Here is a 21,324-nt window from a genome sequence, read left to right on the forward strand (position 1 = left end):
TATTATCTGAAGATTGTTACTAATAAACTTGCTAATGAAATCAAGATAGATGTAGCTGAGAACCAAATACTCGTACTGTTGCTGATATCCGAATTACGGGCCTTCGCCTTATTCGGAGTCACATATACAATATCATTCTGCTGCAACCAGTAATAAGGGGAAAGCAGAGTTTCAGCCTTATTCAAATCCAACGTTATGATCTGCTGCTTACCGTCAGCATCTTCACGAATCAATTTTACATTGTCACGCATTCCATAAATCGTCATGTCACCTGCCATGGCCAAAGCCTCCAACAGGTTCACTTTCTCATTGCTGATAGTGAATGTACCGGGACTGGCAACTTCACCCAATACGGAGATTTTATAGTTGACCATACGGGCGGTAACAATCGGAGTTTCTTTGATGTAAGGTTTCAGCTTCTCCATTATCATTTGCTCCACTTCCTTTTTGGTCAGTCCACCAACTTTCAATATTCCCAATACGGGAAAATTGATATTACCCTCATTATCTACCAGATAAGTCTGTTGGGAGGATTGGGAAGCACTCTGTGAGTTTCCGGCAGTCATACCGGCAGAACCAGTCACCGTTAGGTTGAAAGGAGCCGCCAGTTCAGGGTTGGTACATGACACAACAACAGTAAGCTGATCTTTCGGCATTATCCTGGCATCATACAGAGTTTCCTGTTGGACAGCCTGTCCCACCACTTCAGAATCCTGCAAATAAGGAACTTTCTTATAGGACTGGCAGGAAGCAAACAGAAAGATGGCAACTAAGCAGGAAAGTATTCCCCTAGCTTTTATCTGCATACTTGTAGCAATGTAAAATGATGTATTCATAATATATTCTAGTTTATTATTCTTTATCCAGTACCTCAAATCGCGGAGAATTCTTCGACTTGAATTCAGGCACTACTTTCTTCATCAGTCTGACCGTATCCATTATCTCTACAGCACGGGAAAGTCTCTCAAACTCTGTGTACGTATCAAGAATATCGGCATATTCATACCGACGTACTTTAGCTATCATAATCTTCTTATTCCCGGTAGGAATCGTATTTTCCTTGTCACTCAATACTTCTTCATAAAGCTTTTCACCCGGACGTAAGCCTGTGAATTCAATTTTGATATCCTCTCCCGGACGATAACCCGCCAGTTCAATCATACGGGTAGCCAAATCCACAATCTTAACAGCCTTCCCCATTTCAAAGACAAAGATCTCATTACCCTCTCCCATCGTAGCGGCTTCCATTACTAATCGGCAAGCCTCAGGAATAGTCATGAAAAAGCGAATAATGTCAGGATGAGTGACAGTAACAGGGCCTCCATTCTCTATTTGTTCTCTAAAACGGGGAATAACAGAACCGTTACTACCCAATACATTCCCAAAGCGCGTAGTGATGAATTTGGTATGACCTTTCACTTTACCCTCACGAATGGCACAACCCAGACTCTGCACATAGATTTCTGCCAGACGTTTGGAACATCCCATCACATTGGTAGGATTAACTGCTTTATCGGTAGAGACCATGATCATTTTTTCTGCACCATACTCCACAGCCATATCAGCTACCTGACGTGAACCGGTAACATTGACAAGTACAGCCTCGCAAGGGTTTTCCTCCATCAAAGGCACATGCTTATAAGCAGCAGCATGAAAGACAATTTGAGGATGGTAAATCTCAAATACCATACGTACGCGTTCTTTTACACGAACATCGCCAATCACCGGAATAAAATCTATAGTAGGATAATTCTTCTCAAATTCAAGACGGACATTATGCAAGGGAGTTTCAGCAGAATCGAACATGATAAGTTTCTGAATACCCATTTGTACCAATTGACGACAAAGCTCACTACCAATACTACCGGCAGCACCTGTCACCAATATAGTTTTCCCTCTGAATTCTTCTGCAACCTGACGGAGATTGATATTAATCTCAGCACGTCCCAACAAGTCTTCAATCTTAATGGGACGTATCCACTGGTGGAAATTACCATTGGAATCCGCCTCACTGATAGTGGGAGCAATCAGAGTTTTAAGCTTATTGCTTTTACAATACTCCAAAAGACGGTTCTCCTCCAGACGGGTATCCTCATAACGGGCAAACAGAATACCCTTAATACCACGTTTACGTATTATATAGTCAACATCCGCTTCGTTCTCAAAATAATAAATAGGAAGATCTGCCAAGTGACGACGGCTGTTGTTTTTGCCATAAACATAAAAGCCTGCGACCTTATAATGTGCACTGTCACGGAGACGCAACTTCAAAGCCACACTCTCTTCGTCAACGCCATAAATAAGGATACGTGTATTCTTTTTATTTACCCAATCCAACAAAAGATCGTAAGTGATGATAAGCGAAACACGAAAGACGATCAGCGCAGCCAGCGTCAACAGACCGTCAAACAGAAGGTAGGAGACTTTATAATTATCAAGCAGTTGTGTGTCGGATATAATCCAAAAAGAAATCACGGACAAACATCCTATCTTGAATAATACAGCGCACATGATACGCCAAAGCTCGCGTGCCTGAGAAAAACGGATAGTATTTCGATAGGTGTGAAACAGTAAAGATCCGGCAACACTTGCCGCCAAAGAAACGCCAACCAACTGGCAAAGTACCCAATCACTCATCGGAACATGTGCCATATAATGAATAACGGCATAAGCGACCAATGAACATAAGACAGATACCATCGTATCAATACCCAAAATGATCCAATAACTCAAATAGTTCTTACGAGCGTATTGAGCTATACCCCTTAATGTTTTTTCCATGATAGTATAAACGAAATTATTGTGTATCAGAGATGCAATCAGAAATTAAAATCAAGGCTTCACTGGTTCTACATACCCCATTGGCATGTCAGCACAAGCACATCCAAGCATATTTAGCCGGACGGCAATCTTACTCTTGCCATCAACATTGACAAGTTCACCCACAAGTCCCGTCAAAGGACCTTTGATGACGCGAACCTTTTCACCACGTGCCAAGGGAGCACTGTTCATGGAAATAACATCTTCTGAATAATCAAGCATAAAACGGAAACGAGCCATCTGCTCATCAGGAATCACGGTCGGACTGCTCTCACCACGCATTATCATATACCGACTTACTGTAGAAAAGGAAAGAACTTCTTTGCGTTCTTTTGCATCAGCGTGTACAAACACCATCATTGGAAGAAGCACTGATTCAACAACTTTACGGCGGTCACTCCACTGGTGAACCTCCTGTTGAACCGGAACAAAATTTTCAATCCCCATTTTTGTCAAACGCTCTGCAACTTTCTTTTCGTGATGCATACGAACCAAAGCTACATACCAGCGTTTAGAGTGTGCTACGCCTTCCCCTGTCCCATTACTAGGCCCAGCAATTACTGATTTTGCTTTTGTTAAAATCATGTTTTTTTACCCCATATTTGTCCGTTACTTCTTAGGTAACGGATAAGTCACATACAACAATGAAAAAGGAAATTACACACATAGACAGGGGAAAAAAGATAAAAATGCCTAATAATCAACGAGAAGATTCTTCGGATTAGGCAATAAAAATGATTGAACATGAAAAATCTACGATTTCATGTTCGGGTAGTTTTTTGCCCTATGTTTCAGATGAAACTAAAAAAAGTGAAGAAATATTTGTATGCTATCTATGTTTTTGTCTATCTTTGCGTCAAATTTAAATCCGTTACCTAAGAAGTAACGGGTAATTATTATCACTGATTACCAATACATTACACTATAATTATCTGCTAGCACAGTAGTTCCTTACGTAAGATAAATTCCCTTTATTTACCTTTGTACGTTCTTCAAGTTCGAAACCTTTCAAGTAGATTTGCGTGGTCTTTATAGATTTGTGCCCCAATGATTCACTAATCATTTCAATCGAAATTCCCCGGTATTTGGCAGTAGTAGCCCAAGAATGACGAAGCGTATAGGAAGTGACCGGAGACTTCAAGTGCAACGCCCTCGCCAACTCTTTCAAGCTATTATTAAACCGACGAAGAGCAGACTGGTATTCCCGATAAGCTGCCACATCTTTCCGTTTCTTATCCCCACGAAGAATATCAAAAAGATAATCAGGACAATTGGGCAAAGAAGCCCGATTATTCCGAAGTTGGTTTATTATTTCCCTGGCGCTGTCCAGTACTTCCAAGCTCATAGAAGTCTTCGTCTTGATACGATTGTACCGAAGCACATTACTGTCCAAAGCAGATTTCTCCAGATGAGCCAAGTCGGCAAACGACATCCCGCAAAACTGGAACATCAGGACGGCAATAGATTGCGTACGACGTAAACGCTCCGACTTCGGATCCTCATACAGAAGCTTGTGCAATTCGTCAAGCGGCAAAGCTTTTTTCTGACGGACATCGACTCCCGTATAAACATCATGAAACAATCGCGGCACGTAAGGGGTATTCCCTGCTTCCACTCCCCGATTGTAAATGCTACGAAGCATACGCATATACGTAGAAATCGTATTTGGCTTCAAGCCACACTCATAAAGATACTGCCCGTAGCATTGTAAACGTCCACGGGTGACTTGTCTGAACGACACATTGGATATGCCGCAGAACTTACTGAAAGAAAAGAGGGCGTTCTTGTAGACATGCGCTGTGGAATGGCGACCCTCCTCTCGCAAACGACCGATGTAGAGCTCTCCACACCGGCTAAATCCATTTTTACTTGTCATTTGCATCACTAGTTATTTTATATATATACCATTTGGCAAGCGGCAAAAAAACGAATCTTTTTGCAGCTTTATAGCACACTTACCAAAGTATATTTTAATATTTTATATTTTTAACAACAGTAAAAATTAGCAATTATGGCTAGTAAAAAAACATCCAAAAGAGAAACGAAAACACGAGTAAAAAACAATGCCAAAAATCAGAAAAAAAGCGGCGACAGACGTAAGAGAACTGAAATCATCAGTGAGGAAGAACTGGAAAAAAGAGGCGGACTGACCGGAGATGAAACGGCACTTTTCACAGTATATCTACAAAAGTTGGACGAAGGAGAAGTCCATATGGGATACTCAAAAAAGCTAAAAGATTTAGCCAAGCAAATCCATGAAAAAGAGCATTTGTACGTCCCAAAGCAAGGTGGGTATAAGTTAATGGAAATCAGCAGCATAGAGACTGAGTTATCCGTAATCAGAGGAATTCTCCGGGAGCAGCGGGAAGAAAAGGAAAGACAAGCTAAAGAGAAAGGTTCTAATAAGTATTTACAAAAATAATTGTGCAGGTGAGATGCAAACTTTACTTTTGCCGCCGTTTTCAACCGGCTGAAAAACAGTAAACTTTTTCCCTAAAAATAGTGACGCTATCCGGTCGTGATGGCGTCACTATGAGGCGAGGATAGTGACGCTATATCTGCAGTATACCGTCATTATCCCGAAAGGAAGAAATTTGCTAAAACAAACATGAATTTATAATTAAACAATTTAAACAATGAAAAGAAATAAAAAAAGGTCTGATGACTGTATGTCAATATGGAAAAGACGTATTGCCGCTGAAAAAGGAATTTCAGAAATAAATGCGGAGAAGATTGTACAGAAGTGCATGGAACTGGTAAAACACATGTTGTATGGAAATGTAATGATAGCTTTTCAGAAACAGGACGGAACATTCTGCCTGGAGAAAGGCACTCTGGTAGGATACGAAAAATTCTTTCATCGGGAGTTCAAGTTAACAGTAAAGCAGGAGTCTGTTGTCTACTGGAGTGAGGAACAACACGGATGGAGAAGATTCAGAATCAGCAACCTGATGGGATGGAAAGCAGTCGTTTAATTCAAAGTAAAACATATTGAACTATGAGTATGATAAACAAAGGAATCTCCTATTTCCCTACACCGGCCAACTTTTTCGATGAAGAAGTTATGGAATTGCTGGAAGCAAAATTTGGCGTTTTAGCCTCTTATGTCGTTCTGCGATTACTTTGCAAAATCTATAAAGAGGGATATTACATCTCTTGGGGAAAAGAACAAAGCCTGATTTTCGTCCGTAAAGTGGGCGGAGGAATTAATGAGGAAATGATGGAAAGGATTATGGGACTGCTATTGGAAAAGGGATTTTTCCATAAGGAAACTTACGAGCAATATGGTGTACTGACCTCGGAACGGATTCAGGAAGTATGGTTCGAAGCAACCACACGGCGGAAAATAGACTTTTCCCAATTACCTTATATATTAGAGACAAAAAGGAGAAAGGGGAAACAAAAGGAGGTGATGAACAATGAAAATGCAGACATTTCTTCGACTCAAGAGGACGCGAACCCGGATAATGAGGACATTTCCGGACAAACTAAACTAAAGCAAACTAAACTAAATCTTGAGGAAGAAGAAATAAGCGATGCCTCGTTTGAAATTCCGGGGTATGCCTACAATCAGGCTACACACAACATAGCCGGACTAATAGAAAGCCTGGAATACCATAAAGTGACGAATCCGAAAGAAAGGCAGACGATTCTCCGGCTGTCGGATTATGGCAGGAAAGGCACGCAGGTGTGGAAACTGCTTTCCAATACGTCCTGGAACAAAATCGGGGCGCCGGGGAAATATATCATTGCGGTGCTAGCCGGCGGACGGAAACAAGCCGGCTGATAAAAAGGTGATAAAAAAGGTGCGAAAAATCTGTGCTTCTCACAAATTCTTCGTACCTTTACACTCCGGTAAAACAAGTTCTATCCACATAAAATATAACAAAATGGAAAACAGAAGTTTAGTAACCATTGCCGAACATTCTAAAGAAAAAATCCTCTACATGCTCGAAATGGCGAAGCAGTTTGAAATGAACCCCAACCGCCGGTTATTGCAAGGAAAGGTTGTAGCAACCCTGTTCTTCGAGCCTTCCACCCGCACCCGCCTGAGTTTTGAAACTGCCGCCAACCGCCTCGGCGCACGGGTTATCGGATTTTCCGATCCCAAAGCAACCAGTTCTTCCAAGGGGGAGACACTTAAAGACACGATTATGATGGTGAGTAACTATGCGGACATTATCGTCATGCGCCACTACCTCGAAGGAGCGGCACGATATGCCAGCGAAGTAGCTCCGGTGCCTATTGTCAATGCAGGAGACGGAGCCAACCAGCATCCGTCGCAGACCATGCTCGACCTCTACTCTATCTACAAGACGCAGGGTACGCTGGAGAACCTGAATATTTTCCTGGTAGGCGATTTGAAATACGGACGTACCGTACACTCACTGCTGATGGCAATGCGCCACTTCAACCCCACTTTCCACTTTATCGCTCCCGATGAGCTGAAAATGCCGGAAGAATACAAACTCTATTGCAAGACTCACCAGATAAAATACGTTGAACATACGGACTTCTCCGAAGAGATTATCGCTGATGCCGATATTTTGTATATGACCCGTGTGCAACGCGAACGTTTCACCGACCTGATGGAATATGAACGGGTGAAGAACGTGTATATCCTCCGCAACAAGATGCTGGAAAATACTCGTCCGAACCTGCGTATATTGCACCCGCTGCCACGTGTCAACGAGATTGCTTACGATGTGGACGATAATCCGAAAGCATATTACTTCCAACAGGCACAGAACGGTCTGTATGCCCGCGAAGCGATTCTTTGCGATGTGTTAGGTATCACATTAGATGACGTTAAAAACGATATTTTATTATGAGCGAAAATAAACAAGAACTGCAAGTAGCCGCCCTGGAAAACGGGACGGTGATTGACCATATCCCGTCTGAAAAGCTCTTTACCGTAGTGCAACTGCTCGGCGTGGAGCAAATGAAAAGCAATATTACCATCGGTTTCAATCTCGACAGCAAGAAGCTGGGAAAGAAAGGTATCATCAAGATTGCGGACAAGTTTTTCTGTGATGAGGAGATTAACCGTATTTCGGTAGTCGCCCCGAACGTGAAGTTGAACATTATCCGCAACTATGAGGTAGTGGAAAAGAAGGAAGTGAAAATGCCGGACGAGCTTTGCGGAATCGTGAAATGCGCCAATCCGAAATGCATCACGAACAATGAGCCGATGTCTACGTTATTCCATGTGATAGACAAGGATAACTGCATCGTGAAATGTCATTATTGCGAGAAAGAGCAGAAACGTGAGGAGATTACAATCATTTAATTTTCAACTTGCCATTTTCCATTAAAGAAGTGAAACAAGACTGGAAACCAGGAACGATGATTTATCCGCTACCGGCTGTACTGGTCAGTTGCGGAAAGGAAGAAAGTGAATATAATATTATCACTGTGGCATGGACGGGTACGATTTGTACGAACCCGCCCATGTGTTATATATCCGTACGCCCGGAACGGAATTCTTATGGGATTATCAAGCGGAATATGGAGTTTGTCATTAATCTGACGACAAAAGACATGGCTTTCGCCACCGACTGGTGCGGAGTCCGTTCGGGACGCGATTATCATAAGTTTGAAGAAATGAAGCTCACTCCGGGACGATGCACCGTAGTGAACGCACCGTTGATTGAAGAGTCTCCCCTTTGCATCGAATGCCGTGTGAAGGAAATTGTTTCTCTCGGCTCGCATGATATGTTTATCGCGGATGTAGTGAATGTACGTGCCGACGAGCGGAATCTGAATCCCAAAACCGGCAAGTTCGAACTGGCGGAAGCTAATCCGCTGGTATATGTACATGGCGGATATTATGATTTGGGAGAAAAAATCGGCAAGTTCGGCTGGAGTGTGGAAAAGAAAAAATAAATCAGTATGTTGCGCAAAATCCTTCTTCTCGGTTCGTTGGCTATAGCCTGCATGGCTTCCGCCCAGAATTATAACTCTGACAGGGTAGACCGCCCCAATACAAGGAAAATAAATTTCGGGATCAAGGCGGGATTCAATTCTTCCATGTTCATGGTGTCCGAATTGAAGATTAAGGACGTAACAATTGACGAGGTGCAGAATAACTATAAAATCGGCTATTTCGGTGCTCTCTTTATGCGCATCAATATGAAAAAACATTTCATCCAGCCGGAAGTATCATACAATGTGACCAAATGCGAGATTACTTTTGACAAGCTGGGGTCGCAACATCCCGCCATCGAACCGGATTATGCTGCTGTGCAGTCTGTGCTGCACAGCATTGACTTTCCTATTCTTTATGGATACAATGTGGTGAAGAAAGGACCATACGGCATGTCTATCTTTGCAGGTCCGAAGCTCCGTTACTTATGGGGCAAGCATAATGAAATCACTTTCAAGAACTTCGACCAGAAAGGTATCCGTGAAAAGTTGTATCCATTCAATATCAGTGCAGTAATCGGCGTTGGCGTCAATATATCCCGTATCTTTTTCGATTTCCGCTATGAGCAGGGGGTAGGAAATATATCCAAATCCATCGTATATGATAATATCAATTCCGATGGCAGTACAGGAGTCAGCCACATCACTTTCCGCCGCCGCGACAGTGCGCTAAGTTTTTCGCTGGGATTCATCCTTTAGAGATAAAATATCATTAAATCCCGCCTTTTACTAACATTTTTCTTGCACTTCCTTCATTTTTTATTTATTTTCATTAACTTTGTACGCTTAAAAATAGGTATCTCGAATTAGAAATTTAATCTTACTTATAAAAGAATGAAAAGAGACGACTTAATTTTCGACATCATCGAAAAAGAGCATCAACGTCAGCTGAAAGGTATCGAGCTGATTGCATCAGAAAACTTTGTGAGTGACCAGGTAATGCAGGCAATGGGTTCTTGTCTGACTAACAAGTACGCAGAAGGTTATCCGGGCAAACGCTATTATGGTGGTTGTGAGGTTGTAGACCAGAGCGAACAAATCGCTATCGACCGTCTGAAAGAAATCTTCGGAGCCGAATGGGCAAACGTACAGCCGCACTCTGGAGCACAAGCTAACGCTGCTGTCTTCCTGGCTGTCCTGAATCCGGGCGACAAATTCATGGGATTGAATCTTGCACACGGCGGACACCTTTCTCACGGTTCACTGGTGAACACTTCAGGTATCATCTATACTCCTTGCGAATATAACCTGAACAAGGAAACAGGACGCGTTGACTACGACCAGATGGAAGAAGTCGCTCTGCGTGAGAAACCGAAAATGATTATCGGCGGCGGTTCCGCTTACTCCCGCGAATGGGATTACAAGCGTATGCGCGAAATCGCTGACAAGGTAGGCGCTATCCTGATGATCGATATGGCTCACCCTGCCGGTCTGATTGCTGCCGGAGTACTCGAGAACCCGGTTAAATATGCACACATCGTCACTTCTACTACACATAAAACACTTCGCGGACCTCGTGGTGGTGTCATCATGATGGGTAAGGACTTCCCCAATCCATGGGGCAAGAAAACTCCGAAGGGTGAAATCAAAATGATGTCTCAATTGCTGGATTCAGCCGTATTCCCCGGTATCCAAGGCGGACCGCTGGAACACGTGATTGCTGCCAAGGCAGTAGCTTTCGGTGAAATCCTGCAACCTGAATTCAAAGAATACGCTAAACAGGTACAGAAAAATGCGGCTGTACTTGCACAGGCTCTCGTAGACCGTGGCTTTACCATCGTTTCCGGTGGTACTGACAACCACTCCATGCTGGTAGACCTGCGTAGCAAATATCCGGATTTGACAGGTAAAGTAGCGGAAAAGGCATTGGTTTCCGCTGATATTACCGTTAACAAAAACATGGTTCCGTTTGACAGCCGTTCAGCTTTCCAGACTTCCGGTATCCGTCTGGGTACTCCCGCTATCACAACCCGTGGAGCTAAGGAAGACCTGATGCTCGAAATCGCTGAAATGATTGAGACTGTATTGTCTAACGTAGAAAATGAAGAGGTTATCGCACAAGTTCGTGCACGTGTCAACGAAACAATGAAGAAATATCCTCTGTTTGCTTATTAAGAAATAATTTGTTTTTTAATTGATAGCTTTGGCTATCTGAATAAAAATTGCATTCAGGTCTGTCCTTTATGAAAAGAGACAGACCTGTTTTCTTTATATTTATTAACTCTACTTTTCGAACTATCTGTCCCGAAAACCGTTGTTCTTATCACAAAAAGGATCTAAAATATCTCTTCAACAAAAAATCGTACGGTACATCGGAAGAGATGTAAAAAAATGTACCGGACTCTATATACTAGCATCCCCGTCTTTCCCTATTGATTTATAAGGAAAGACGGGGATTTACCATGTATTATCGGGAAATTTATTATTGATACACCTTAACTCAGCCCTTCAATTTCTCCATCCACAATGTCGATATGCAATGCCTGCGGCTCTTTCGGAAGTCCCGGCATACGGAGGATTTCCCCTGCTATCGCTACAATCATTTCCGCACCGTTATTGATAACTATATCCTTGATGTGGAATTCGAAATTGTTCACTGCACCATAAATTTTTGGGTCGGCAGAGAATGAGTATTGTGTTTTGGCAATGCAGACGGGATAGTGGGTAATTCCCATTTTCTCAATCAGCTTGATACGGTTGCGGGCAATGCTGCTGTAAGTAATGACACTCGCACCATAGATATTGGTAGCCACTTTCTCAATCTTCTGCTCGATACTGTCCTCTTCTTTGTATGTATAACGCAGAGATTCGGAGGGTTTATTTTCGATGGTATCCACTACCAGGCGAGCCATATCCACTGCCCCCTCTCCGCCTTTACTGAAGGCGTTGTTGATGGCAAAGCCCACACCCAGTTGCTCACAATGTTCGCGAAGCAGTTCCATCTCTTCGTCTGTATCGGTAGCGAACTTATTAAAAGCTACAATCACTGTCTGCCCGAAAGAACGGAGATTGCGGACGTGCTTGTCAAGGTTGCGCAATCCTTCTTTCAATCCTTCCATGTTCGGCTCCTTGATGCGGTCGAGACTGACGCCACCATGCATCTTCAGTCCTTGCGCAGTAGCAACGATTACTGTCAGTCGCGGTTGGAGCCCGCTTTTACGGCATTTGATATTATAGAACTTTTCCGCACCGAGGTCAGCGCCGAATCCGGCTTCTGTGATTACGTAGTCACCAAAAGACATTGCCAGCTTGGTAGCCAGGATAGAGTTGCAACCATGAGCGATATTGGCAAACGGTCCGCCGTGTACGAAAGCGGCAGTACCTTCAGTGGTCTGGACGAGATTGGGGTGGATAGCATCTTTCAGCAATACGGTGATGGCCCCTGCTACTCCCAGGTCTTTGACTGTGAAAGGCTTGTCATCGTAAGTGAATCCGAGCAGGATATTTTCGATACGACGGCGCAAGTCGCTCACATCTTTCGAAAGACAAAGAATTGCCATAATCTCCGAGGCCGGCGTAATGTCGAAACCGGACTCTTGTGTGATGCCGTTCGATTTCGGTCCCAAGCCGACAACGATACTACGCAATGAACGGTCGTTCACATCGAGTACACGGCGCCAGAGGATTTCTTTCAGTCCGAAACCTTTTGCCTGGTTCTGATAAAGATAATTATCCAACAGGGCGGAAATCATGTTGTGTGCAGAGGTAATGGCGTGAAAGTCTCCGGTGAAGTGAAGATTGATTTTGTCCATCGGAAGTACCTGGGCGTATCCGCCACCGGCTGCTCCGCCCTTCATGCCGAAGCATGGGCCGAGAGAAGGTTCGCGAAGCGCAACAATCGCTTTCTTTCCTATTTTATTGAGTCCCAAGGCAAGACCGATAGATACTGTAGTTTTGCCGATACCCGCTTTAGTGGCTGTAATGGCAGTCACCAGGATGAGATTGCTTTTCTTTACTTTCTCTTCATCAATCAGTTGTTCGGGAATCTTTGCGATATAGCGACCATAATTTTCCACCTCCTCGCGAGGAATTCCAATACTTTCGGCAACCTGCTTTACTTTTTTCAGCTCAATGCTGCGAGCTATTTCTATGTCTGATTTCATACAGAATATGATTAGTTTTATTTTGAAAATGCAAAAGTAACAAATCTGCGCCGAGTAACAAACTCTTTCCGCACAATAACTGTTGTAAGTAGCATAACCTAAACAACAACTTAATTATGGAATGGATTATTAATCAACTAAGGGTACACCCTGAGCTTGCCATTTTTCTCACTCTCTTTGCGGGATTCTGGTTGGGCAGGCTCAAAATAGGGAAGTTTTCTTTAGGTACGGTGACCAGCGTACTTCTTGTAGGAGTACTGGTGGGACAATTGAACATTACCGTAGACGGTCCGATGAAGGCCGTATTTTTTCTGCTCTTTTTGTTCGCCGTCGGCTATAAGGTAGGACCGCAGTTCTTTCGCGGACTGAAAAAGGATGGGTTGCCGCAGGTAGGATTCGCCGTGCTGATGTGTATAGTGAGCCTGGTGGCGCCATGGATTCTTGCGAAAATCATGGGGTATCATATGGGCGAAGCTGCCGGATTGCTGGCCGGGTCACAAACAATATCCGCCGTTATCGGCGTAGCAAGTGATACTATCAATCAGTTGGGTATCAGCGATGCGCAGAAGGCTACATATATCAATGCCATTCCGGTGGCTTACGCCGTGACTTATATTTTCGGTACGGCAGGCTCGGCATGGATTCTGGCTTCCCTCGGACCGAAAATGCTCGGCGGACTGGATAAAGTGAAAGCTGACTGTAAGGAGCTGGAAGCTCAGATGGGGACTTCGGAAGCTGATGAGCCCGGCTTCTCTCCCGCCCTTCGTCCGGTGGTGTTCCGTGCCTATAAAATCACGAACAAGTGGTTCGGCAAAGGAAAAAAAGTCAGCGAACTGGAAACTTATCTGAGCGAAAAAGACAAACGTTTATTTGTGGAGCGGGTTCGCCAGCGAGGAGTTGTGAAGGAAGTCAGTGCCGACATGATTCTTCATGCAGGAGACGAAGTCGTACTAAGCGGACGACGGGAATTCGTTATCGGTGAAGAAGACTGGATTGGGCCGGAAGTGATTGACGCCCAGTTGCTCGATTTTCCGGCGGAGACTCTTCCGGTAATGGTTACCCACCGGACTTTCGCAGGAGAAAAGATTGCGACTATCCGGGCACAGAAATTTATGCACGGTGTCAGCATCCGCAGCATCAAGCGTGCGGGTATCAATGTTCCCGTGCTTGCGCAGACAGTGGTAGATTCGGGAGATGTTCTCGAACTGACGGGAATGAAGCATGAGGTGGAAGCCGCTGCCAAACAGATGGGATATGTAGACCGTCCGACCAATCAGACGGATATGATTTTCGTAGGGCTGGGTATTCTGCTCGGCGGGCTTTTCGGCGCGCTTGCCATTCATTTGGGCGGTGTTCCCATCAGTCTTTCGACGAGTGGCGGAGCATTGATTGCCGGACTTCTATTCGGTTGGCTGCGCAGCAAGCATCCTACTTTCGGTGGTATCCCCGAACCGTCTTTATGGGTACTGAATAATGTGGGATTGAATATGTTTATCGCGGTAGTCGGCATTGCCGCAGGTCCCAGTTTTATAGCCGGATTCAAGGAAGTGGGTGTCAGCCTGTTCATCGTCGGTGCGCTGGCAACAGCCATTCCTCTTCTTGCAGGGTTGCTGATGGCAAGGTATCTGTTCAAGTTCCACCCTGCCCTGTCTTTGGGATGCACGGCGGGGGCACGTACTACAACTGCTGCGCTAGGTGCCATTCAGGATGCGGTGGAAAGTGACACGCCTGCCCTGGGATATACTGTGACGTATGCTGTCGGCAACACATTGCTGATTATTTGGGGAGTGGTCATCGTTCTGCTTATGTAATTCTGTATTCAATCAACTATTTCGAAAATATATAAATAAATAAATATCATTATGGAAAAGAAAACAAATAATCCGGCTATCACCAAAAGTTATGCCAGGAAAATGGAATCCATCAGCCCGTTCGAGCTTAAAAACAAGCTTATTGATATGGCGGATGAAAGTATCAAAAAGATAGCACATACCATGCTGAATGCCGGAAGAGGTAATCCGAACTGGATTGCCACCGAACCACGCGAAGCATTTTTCCTGCTGGGGCAATTCGGGCTTTGCGAATGTCGACGGGCGTTCTCACTGGAAGAAGGAATTGCCGGTATTCCGCAAAAGGCAGGGATTGCCGCCCGCTTCGAGGCTTTCCTGAAAGACAATGAAAAGGCGGCGGGAGCCAATCTGCTGAAAGAGGGATACAACTATATGCTGATGGAACACGCTGCCGACCCGGACACGCTGGTGCATGAATGGGCGGAATCTGTTATCGGTGACCAGTATCCCGTGCCCGACCGTATCCTACATTTTACGGAAATCATCGTACAGGATTATCTGGCTCAGGAAATGTGCGACCGCCGTCCACCGAAAGGGACTTGCGACCTCTTCGCGACCGAAGGGGGAACGGCTGCCATGTGTTATCTGTTCGATTCGCTGCAAGAGAATTTCCTGTTGAATGAGGGAGATGCCATCGCTTTGATGATTCCGGTTTTCACACCTTATATCGAGATTCCGCAACTGCGGCGTTACCAATTTGATGTCACTGAAATATCTGCCGACCAAATGACCGCCGACGGATTGCATACATGGCAATATAAGGATGAGGATATTGATAAGTTGAAAGATACGCGAATCAAGGCACTGTTTATCACCAATCCGAGCAATCCGCCCAGTTATGCGCTCAGCGCGGAGACTGCCGCACGCATTGTCAACATCGTAAAGAATGACAATCCGAACCTGATGATTATTACAGATGATGTGTATGGGACATTTATCCCGCACTTCCGTTCGTTGATGGCAGAATTGCCGCATAATACGCTTTGCGTTTATTCTTTCTCCAAATATTTCGGAGCTACGGGATGGAGAGACGCAGTTATTGCTCTACACGAAGACAACATCTACGACAAAATGATTGCCCGCCTGTCGGCGGAGCAGAAGGCAATCTTGAACAAGCGCTATTCCAGTCTGAGTTTGCAACCGGAAAAGATGAAGTTTATCGACCGCATGGTGGCTGACAGCCGGCAAATTGCACTGAATCATACCGCTGGACTTTCGCTGCCCCAACAGATGCAGATGAGTTTGTTCGCTATATTCTCCCTACTTGATAAGGAAGACCGCTATAAGGCAAAGATGCAGGAAATTATCCATCGCCGCTTGCATGCGTTATGGGATAATACCGGTTTTACACTGGTGGAAGACCCGCTGCGTGCCGGATACTATTCGGAAATAGATATGCTGGTATGGGCGAAAAAATTCTATGGAGATGATTTCGTTGCCTATCTGCAAAAGACATACAATCCGTTGGATGTAGTGTTCCGCCTCGCCAATGAGACTTCACTCGTGTTGCTGAACGGTGGCGGTTTCGCCGGACCGAAATGGAGCGTCCGCGTTTCACTTGCCAATTTGAATGAAGCCGATTATGTAAAAATCGGGCAGAGTATCAAGCGGGTGTTGGAAGAGTACGCCGAGGTGTGGAAAGCATCCTTATCATAAGTTTATTTAAAACGGGAAGTATCAATTTCTTCCCGTTTTTTTTCTTTATATCCCCCGAATTTGTAATTGAAGGAGATGCCGAACGCACGGGTAGTCCGCATATAATGATTGTTAACATTCTGCTGACCGTAGTGGACACGTGTCGATATGGTGGAAGTATTGAATATATCATCACATTTCAATGTCAGTTGCGCTTTTCCTTTCACAAAGGTATAGCGGAGCGCTGCGTCCAGGTTTCCCGAACGGGGCAGGTCGAAGATACCTTGTATGGCTTTGTTCTGATAGAAGCCGGTCAGGGTAAATTTCAAATCGGGTTTGGTGGAGAGGATAAATGTGTTGTTCATTGTCAGCACAAATGTATAGAGCTTACGGTCGAAGGGAATGTCCCAGAAATCGCTGTCTTTCTGGCGATAGCGGAAACCGATTGCGGTGATTCGGGAATCCAGCCATTTTTTTATTTTGAAAGGAATTACGGCTACCAGTCCCGCCTGTTCTGAAAAGTCAAAGTTGAAGCATTTGTAGATTTCCACCAGGCGTTCGGGCGACTGGTAGAGGGTCTGCATTTCCTTATTTTTGGTGTAGCCATAAAAGGCGGAGAAGACATATTTACCTTTTAGTATATAGTTGAGAGTGGTTTCGTAGTTCGTGGCAGGTCTGAGCAGGGGATTTCCTTGGATTTCGGAGTAGGCTCCCATGTAAGAGGTGGAGTTTTGCAGACTCCAGTATTCAGGGTATTCTTTGTCGCTACTCAATGATAGTTGCAGGACGTGTCCGGCAGCAGGCATGTATGTAAAATTGGCTACGGGATAAAAGCTCCATTCATTCCAAATGTTTGTGTGGTACAGTTCTGCGGCTAAAGAAATATCGGCGGAAAGTTTCTCACCGAAACTTTTGCTTAATCCTGCGTAGAGGTTCAGGGTTTGTTCACGACGGCGGGATTTCATGTTATTGTCCGGTAAGAGGTCGTTTGTTTGAGGGTCGTAATACATTTGAGAGCTATTGTCTAAGGCTGTGGTATAAGCCATACCGTAATTCAATCTCCAGTCTTTGCCTAATGTATGCTCTTGTCCGGCGTAGAATCGCCATTGATTGATTCGTTGGTTATCCCGGCTCAGGAAATTCAGTGATTCATTTCCTAAGGTGCTGTTCAATAGTTGTTCGCCCGGAGAGCGGTAGTATGTAAATGATGCGCCTGCTTTCAGTCCGAAAGGTGCCTGATAGTCAAGTTTCGCGTTATGGAGCTGGTTATCTCCGTATGAATCGGTTACGGAGTTCTGTGCACCGACAACGGTGGCATAGTGCTTGGAATCGGTAAAGGCTGTTGTATAGACCAGGCTTAACAGATGATTTTCCGCTAAATTATAGTCCATTCCGAAACGTATCTGATGGTTGTTATTACGGGAAAGCGTGACATCGTACATATCCATTTGATGCACCGAACCGTCGGCAAGCGTGTGAAGCGCTTCTTTGTCCGTCACCCGCCGGTCGCGGTCGTAAGTGTAAGAGTAAAGAAGGTCAGCAGAGAATTTACGTCCGGAATAGAGAAGACTTCCACGCTCTGCCAAAGATTCGTAGTGTGTTTGTGCATAGGCTGTATAAAGTTCTCCTTGCAGAGAGGGTTCTTTTCCCGTGCCCGAAGCGAGTACCAGGTTAATAGGTTTTTGACCGCATCGTAGGCATTGTCCACGGGCAGGTTACCCACCAGTCTCGGAACGTCATAGACTAATTTTCCCTGCTCTGCTTTCACTATCGGGCGTTCGCCGGTAATCATCACTTCGGGAAGTTCCTGATATAAACTATCTATGTAGACTCTATTTTTCACGCTATCGGCAGGTTCTTGCATCTGTTTACTTTCTTGCGCAGCTACGTGCAGCCAGGTACAGAAAAAAGAGAGGAAGAGTATGTTAATCCGTTTCATATCGCATTTATTTTGTTATACTGCAAAATACGGCAGAAAAAACGGAAGTTTGCGTTATCGTTGGGTTATCTAGTGTTATTTAGTGTTATCGCCAACTATCCAAACAAAGAAGAATTTGATAATAACACTGATAACAGACTGAATAATAATGAATCTATAATTATTAAAGTATTCCCTGTTTTCTTTTAAAAGAAGGCTATTTATGGTAACCTTTAGCACAATCTATTGATTAACTTTGCACCCAAATAACAACAGGATATTTATGAAAATCAATACTGAAACAAAATACTGCCAGACGTGTGGAATACCTTTAGATATAGATTATACAAATCTTGAGGCAAACCAAAATGTGGAATATTGCGACTATTGTTTGCACAATGGAGTTAAACTCTATGATTTTTCAATGGATTATCTCATTTATCTTTGGGGGCTTTTCCCCGAAGAATATTATAAAGAGACAGGAGTCAATCTCACTTCGGAAGAGTTGAGAACGGAAATGTCCAACCGACTTCCGAATATCAAGAGATGGAAACAAAAGATTAATACGGCTCATGTGCAATATGATTTGATTATAAGAGTTCAGGAGTATATCAACCGCCATTTATTTGACGACCTTGATTCCGAAAAGCTATCGCATGTTGCAGGTATCTCCAAATATTATTTTCGCAGGCTTTTCAAAGCAGTTTGTGGCGAAAATATGGGAATGTACATTCAACGACTGAGATTAGAGTACATTGCATTTAAGCTAATAACAACTGACGTAAGTGTCCCGAAACTTCTCGGTCAAATCAATTATCAGAACAAGCATACACTTTCGAGGGCATTCAAGAGTTATTTCAATTGTTCCATTCCGGAATTTCGCAAAAAGCATTCAAACGTCAATCCCGAAAGGAAAAATCCGATACAAATTGAACCAAGTATTGAAAAAATATCTGGTATCCGAATCGCATACTTGAAATTGGAAAGAACAAATAATGTCAGTCATAGCTACTCTGTTTTGTGGAAACAGTTGCTACAATTTTCCGAAAAATATGAATTATCTTCAAAAGGATGTAAATACGTGAGCTTGACTCTCGATTATCCGTATATCACGCCTGAAGAACAGTGCCGTTTTATGATTGGGGTAACATTGCCGCAATCATTTGAAGCGCCGAAAGGCTTTGGCGTTTATGAAATTCATGCGGGAGAATATGCAATCTTTCGTTTCAAAGGGTTTTATCATGAACTGAATAAGGTGTACCGCCATATTTACCTTGACTGGTTGCCGACAAGCGATTATACCCTACGGGAGCAGTTCACCTTTGAAACTTATATCAACACTCCCGAAAAAACTCCGGCTTCGGAGCTAATAACTGATATTTATATTCCCATTACAAAAAAAGAAACATGAAATACTTAAACCAAGAGATAGAAAATAAATTAAAAAATCAAGGAGCAGTACTGATTCGCTTTGTCAGCATATCGCATTTGGACGAAAAGCAAAACAGACAACTCCCGAACGCCATTATTTTTGCACTTCCGCTAACCGCAGAATATGTTAAAACGGTATTTAATATTCCCGACTATGTACAAGCACGGATAGCGGATAATTACAATTTCGACGATGATGAATATTCGCAAACCGAACATAAGGCGGGAGAAATAGCAGACGAATTGGCCAAGTTCATTATTGGGAAGAGCTATAAAGCCGTTTCGCAATCCGATACGGCTTTATTAGCCGATGATGTATTCAATTTTGAAACAAAAGAATCAGTATTACCCCATAAAACCGTTGCACTACTTGGTGGATTAGGATGGATTGGAAAAAACAATCTGTTAATTACCCCTGAATATGGCGCAGCACAATGTCTCGGTACGGTTTTGACTACTGCTCCACTGGAAACGGTATTGTATGAACCTCTATCTCCAAAATGTGGAAATTGTATTACTTGTATCAATATCTGTGAGAGAAAAGTCCTTAAAGGTAAGATTTGGAGTAAAGCTGTTTCAAGAGATGAAATCGTTAATATACATGGATGCAGTACCTGTTTGAAATGCCTTGTGCATTGTCCCAGAACACAAACATATATGAAGAGGAATATTGTCTGAATCCCCACAATGTTATTTAGTCTTATCAAAGAGAGGAAGAATAAGAGTTTCCCATTATCTTTGTGCATATGAGACTGCCACTGAAACATATTGTCATACTGGTTATCTGCTCGCCAACCGGAATCTTCGTTTACCAGACTTATTGGTTGACAGGGCTTTATGTTACTGGGAAAGGCGTTCTTATTCACGGAAAACAAGACTTCCAACCGCTTTGAAATAGGAAGTTATCTGTTCGACCCTATCACGCAGACTTTGATGCATGCCGGGATAATCAATGTGCGGGGAATCGGTTATAAGTTAATTGCTACTTAAATCTGCATATGGATGATGCCGACTTGTCTTAATAAGTTTTTCTCTAAGAAAATATAACGAAAGCAGATAGTCAGGCTGAAATATTCTATCTTTGTCGTAAATCAACCTTTACGAAGATGAAAAAACTGATTCTATTTCTTTCGTTGATATTGTCGGTCGGTTTTGCATCCGCACAGTCGGAAATACCTTCTGATAGTATCCGTCGTGCTCCTTCGGCTAATATCAAGGAGTTTGGCGGCTTTTTGCTGGATATGGGATTAATGAATGTCACCGCTCCGCAACTGCCTAAGTTTGATTTGAGCATGCCGGATATGAGCAAAGATTACAACCAGATATTCCGTTTGAATACGGATGCCACTTACTCACAAGGATTTACGGATGCATTTTCTTCCTCTTATTTCTCCGGTTTCGGATATGGTTGGGGGCTGTCGTCTTCTCCGCAGTTCATGCAGATGGGCTCTTTCAAGTTGAAAAACGGAATGAGAATCAATACGTATGGAGATTATGATAAAGACGGCTGGAGAGTGCCTAACCGGAGCGCTATGCCTTGGGAAAAGAATAATTTCCGGGGAGCATTCGAGCTCAAATCCGCTAATGGCAATTTCGGGATACGGATTGAAGTGCAGCAGGGGCGCAATGTCCCCTACTAATC

At 43.7% G+C, this 21,324-nt stretch carries 19 protein-coding genes and 1 pseudogene; 14 read left to right on the plus strand and 6 right to left on the minus strand.

Going from position 1 to position 21,324, the window contains the following annotated elements; all coding sequences use genetic code 11:
• Positions 1 to 2: 2 nt before the first annotated feature.
• The 4 genes from ACGHVY_RS08280 to ACGHVY_RS08295 form a co-directional block, all read right to left on the minus strand.
• Entirely contained in the window at positions 3 to 836 is an 834-nt protein-coding gene (locus tag ACGHVY_RS08280; protein ID WP_390598334.1) for a polysaccharide biosynthesis/export family protein, read from the minus strand.
• Between the two features lie 16 nt (positions 837 to 852).
• Positions 853 to 2,781, minus strand: coding sequence for a polysaccharide biosynthesis protein (locus ACGHVY_RS08285; RefSeq protein WP_390598336.1), 1,929 nt, complete (start codon positions 2,779 to 2,781; stop codon positions 853 to 855).
• Positions 2,782 to 2,832: 51 nt separating this feature from the next.
• The gene (locus ACGHVY_RS08290; protein ID WP_390598338.1) at positions 2,833 to 3,405 is read right to left on the minus strand and encodes a UpxY family transcription antiterminator; all 573 of its coding nucleotides are present in this window, start codon (positions 3,403 to 3,405) and stop codon (positions 2,833 to 2,835) included.
• Between the two features lie 343 nt (positions 3,406 to 3,748).
• Positions 3,749 to 4,696 carry a tyrosine-type DNA invertase cluster 3b gene (locus ACGHVY_RS08295; protein ID WP_308746123.1) on the minus strand — a complete coding sequence of 316 codons (948 nt, stop codon included), beginning with the start codon at positions 4,694 to 4,696 and terminating at the stop codon, positions 3,749 to 3,751.
• Between the two features lie 135 nt (positions 4,697 to 4,831).
• On the opposite strand from ACGHVY_RS08295, the gene ACGHVY_RS08300 reads away from it, so the two are divergent.
• The 8 genes from ACGHVY_RS08300 (at position 4,832) to glyA (ending at position 10,860) form a co-directional block, all read left to right on the plus strand.
• Entirely contained in the window at positions 4,832 to 5,242 is a 411-nt protein-coding gene (locus ACGHVY_RS08300) for a DUF4119 family protein (RefSeq protein ID WP_308746122.1), read from the plus strand.
• A gap of 214 nt (positions 5,243 to 5,456) precedes the next feature.
• The gene (locus ACGHVY_RS08305) at positions 5,457 to 5,795 is read left to right on the plus strand and encodes an SH3 beta-barrel fold-containing protein (RefSeq protein ID WP_308746121.1); all 339 of its coding nucleotides are present in this window, start codon (positions 5,457 to 5,459) and stop codon (positions 5,793 to 5,795) included.
• Positions 5,796 to 5,818: 23 nt separating this feature from the next.
• Entirely contained in the window at positions 5,819 to 6,607 is a 789-nt protein-coding gene (locus tag ACGHVY_RS08310; protein WP_390598341.1) for a DUF4373 domain-containing protein, read from the plus strand.
• Between the two features lie 103 nt (positions 6,608 to 6,710).
• Complete coding sequence (gene pyrB, locus ACGHVY_RS08315) at positions 6,711 to 7,652, plus strand: aspartate carbamoyltransferase (RefSeq protein ID WP_308746119.1); 942 nt, start codon at positions 6,711 to 6,713, stop codon at positions 7,650 to 7,652.
• Complete coding sequence (gene pyrI / locus ACGHVY_RS08320; RefSeq protein WP_308746118.1) at positions 7,649 to 8,110, plus strand: aspartate carbamoyltransferase regulatory subunit; 462 nt, start codon at positions 7,649 to 7,651, stop codon at positions 8,108 to 8,110. Before pyrB ends, pyrI begins: the two co-directional genes overlap by 4 nt.
• A 29-nt stretch (positions 8,111 to 8,139) precedes the next feature.
• Complete coding sequence (locus tag ACGHVY_RS08325; protein WP_390598344.1) at positions 8,140 to 8,706, plus strand: flavin reductase family protein; 567 nt, start codon at positions 8,140 to 8,142, stop codon at positions 8,704 to 8,706.
• Positions 8,707 to 8,712: 6 nt separating this feature from the next.
• Complete coding sequence (locus ACGHVY_RS08330; protein ID WP_308746116.1) at positions 8,713 to 9,444, plus strand: porin family protein; 732 nt, start codon at positions 8,713 to 8,715, stop codon at positions 9,442 to 9,444.
• Positions 9,445 to 9,579: 135 nt separating this feature from the next.
• Positions 9,580 to 10,860 carry a serine hydroxymethyltransferase gene (glyA, locus tag ACGHVY_RS08335; RefSeq protein ID WP_308746115.1) on the plus strand — a complete coding sequence of 427 codons (1,281 nt, stop codon included), beginning with the start codon at positions 9,580 to 9,582 and terminating at the stop codon, positions 10,858 to 10,860.
• A gap of 320 nt (positions 10,861 to 11,180) precedes the next feature.
• Here glyA and ACGHVY_RS08340 read toward each other — a convergent pair whose 3' ends face one another.
• Positions 11,181 to 12,848: a formate--tetrahydrofolate ligase gene (locus ACGHVY_RS08340; RefSeq protein ID WP_390598347.1), complete on the minus strand. Its 1,668-nt coding sequence runs from the start codon at positions 12,846 to 12,848 to the stop codon at positions 11,181 to 11,183.
• Positions 12,849 to 12,964: 116 nt separating this feature from the next.
• Here ACGHVY_RS08340 and aspT point away from each other — a divergent pair, with 116 nt between their 5' ends.
• Together aspT and aspD are read left to right on the plus strand one after the other, a co-directional pair.
• On the plus strand, positions 12,965 to 14,659 hold the full coding sequence (gene aspT, locus ACGHVY_RS08345; protein WP_390598349.1) for an aspartate-alanine antiporter: 1,695 nt from the start codon (positions 12,965 to 12,967) through the stop codon (positions 14,657 to 14,659).
• A 51-nt stretch (positions 14,660 to 14,710) separates the two neighbouring features.
• Positions 14,711 to 16,354 carry an aspartate 4-decarboxylase gene (aspD, locus tag ACGHVY_RS08350; protein WP_390598351.1) on the plus strand — a complete coding sequence of 548 codons (1,644 nt, stop codon included), beginning with the start codon at positions 14,711 to 14,713 and terminating at the stop codon, positions 16,352 to 16,354.
• Positions 16,355 to 16,356: 2 nt separating this feature from the next.
• Here aspD and ACGHVY_RS08355 read toward each other — a convergent pair.
• A pseudogene (locus ACGHVY_RS08355) lies at positions 16,357 to 18,272 on the minus strand (outer membrane beta-barrel family protein).
• Between the two features lie 262 nt (positions 18,273 to 18,534).
• On the opposite strand from ACGHVY_RS08355, the gene ACGHVY_RS08360 reads away from it, so the two are divergent.
• From ACGHVY_RS08360 to ACGHVY_RS08375, 4 genes are all read left to right on the plus strand, one after another.
• Entirely contained in the window at positions 18,535 to 19,662 is a 1,128-nt protein-coding gene (locus tag ACGHVY_RS08360; RefSeq protein ID WP_390598353.1) for a GyrI-like domain-containing protein, read from the plus strand.
• On the plus strand, positions 19,659 to 20,360 hold the full coding sequence (locus tag ACGHVY_RS08365) for an epoxyqueuosine reductase (protein ID WP_390598355.1): 702 nt from the start codon (positions 19,659 to 19,661) through the stop codon (positions 20,358 to 20,360). Before ACGHVY_RS08360 ends, ACGHVY_RS08365 begins: the two co-directional genes overlap by 4 nt.
• Positions 20,361 to 20,519: 159 nt before the next feature.
• Positions 20,520 to 20,672 carry a hypothetical protein gene (locus ACGHVY_RS08370; RefSeq protein WP_390599695.1) on the plus strand — a complete coding sequence of 51 codons (153 nt, stop codon included), beginning with the start codon at positions 20,520 to 20,522 and terminating at the stop codon, positions 20,670 to 20,672.
• A 116-nt stretch (positions 20,673 to 20,788) separates the two neighbouring features.
• On the plus strand, positions 20,789 to 21,322 hold the full coding sequence (locus ACGHVY_RS08375; protein ID WP_167965343.1) for an occludin: 534 nt from the start codon (positions 20,789 to 20,791) through the stop codon (positions 21,320 to 21,322).
• Positions 21,323 to 21,324: the final 2 nt, after the last annotated feature.

The organism is Bacteroides sp. f07 (assembly GCF_042854785.1).
Lineage (GTDB): Bacteria > Bacteroidota > Bacteroidia > Bacteroidales > Bacteroidaceae > Bacteroides.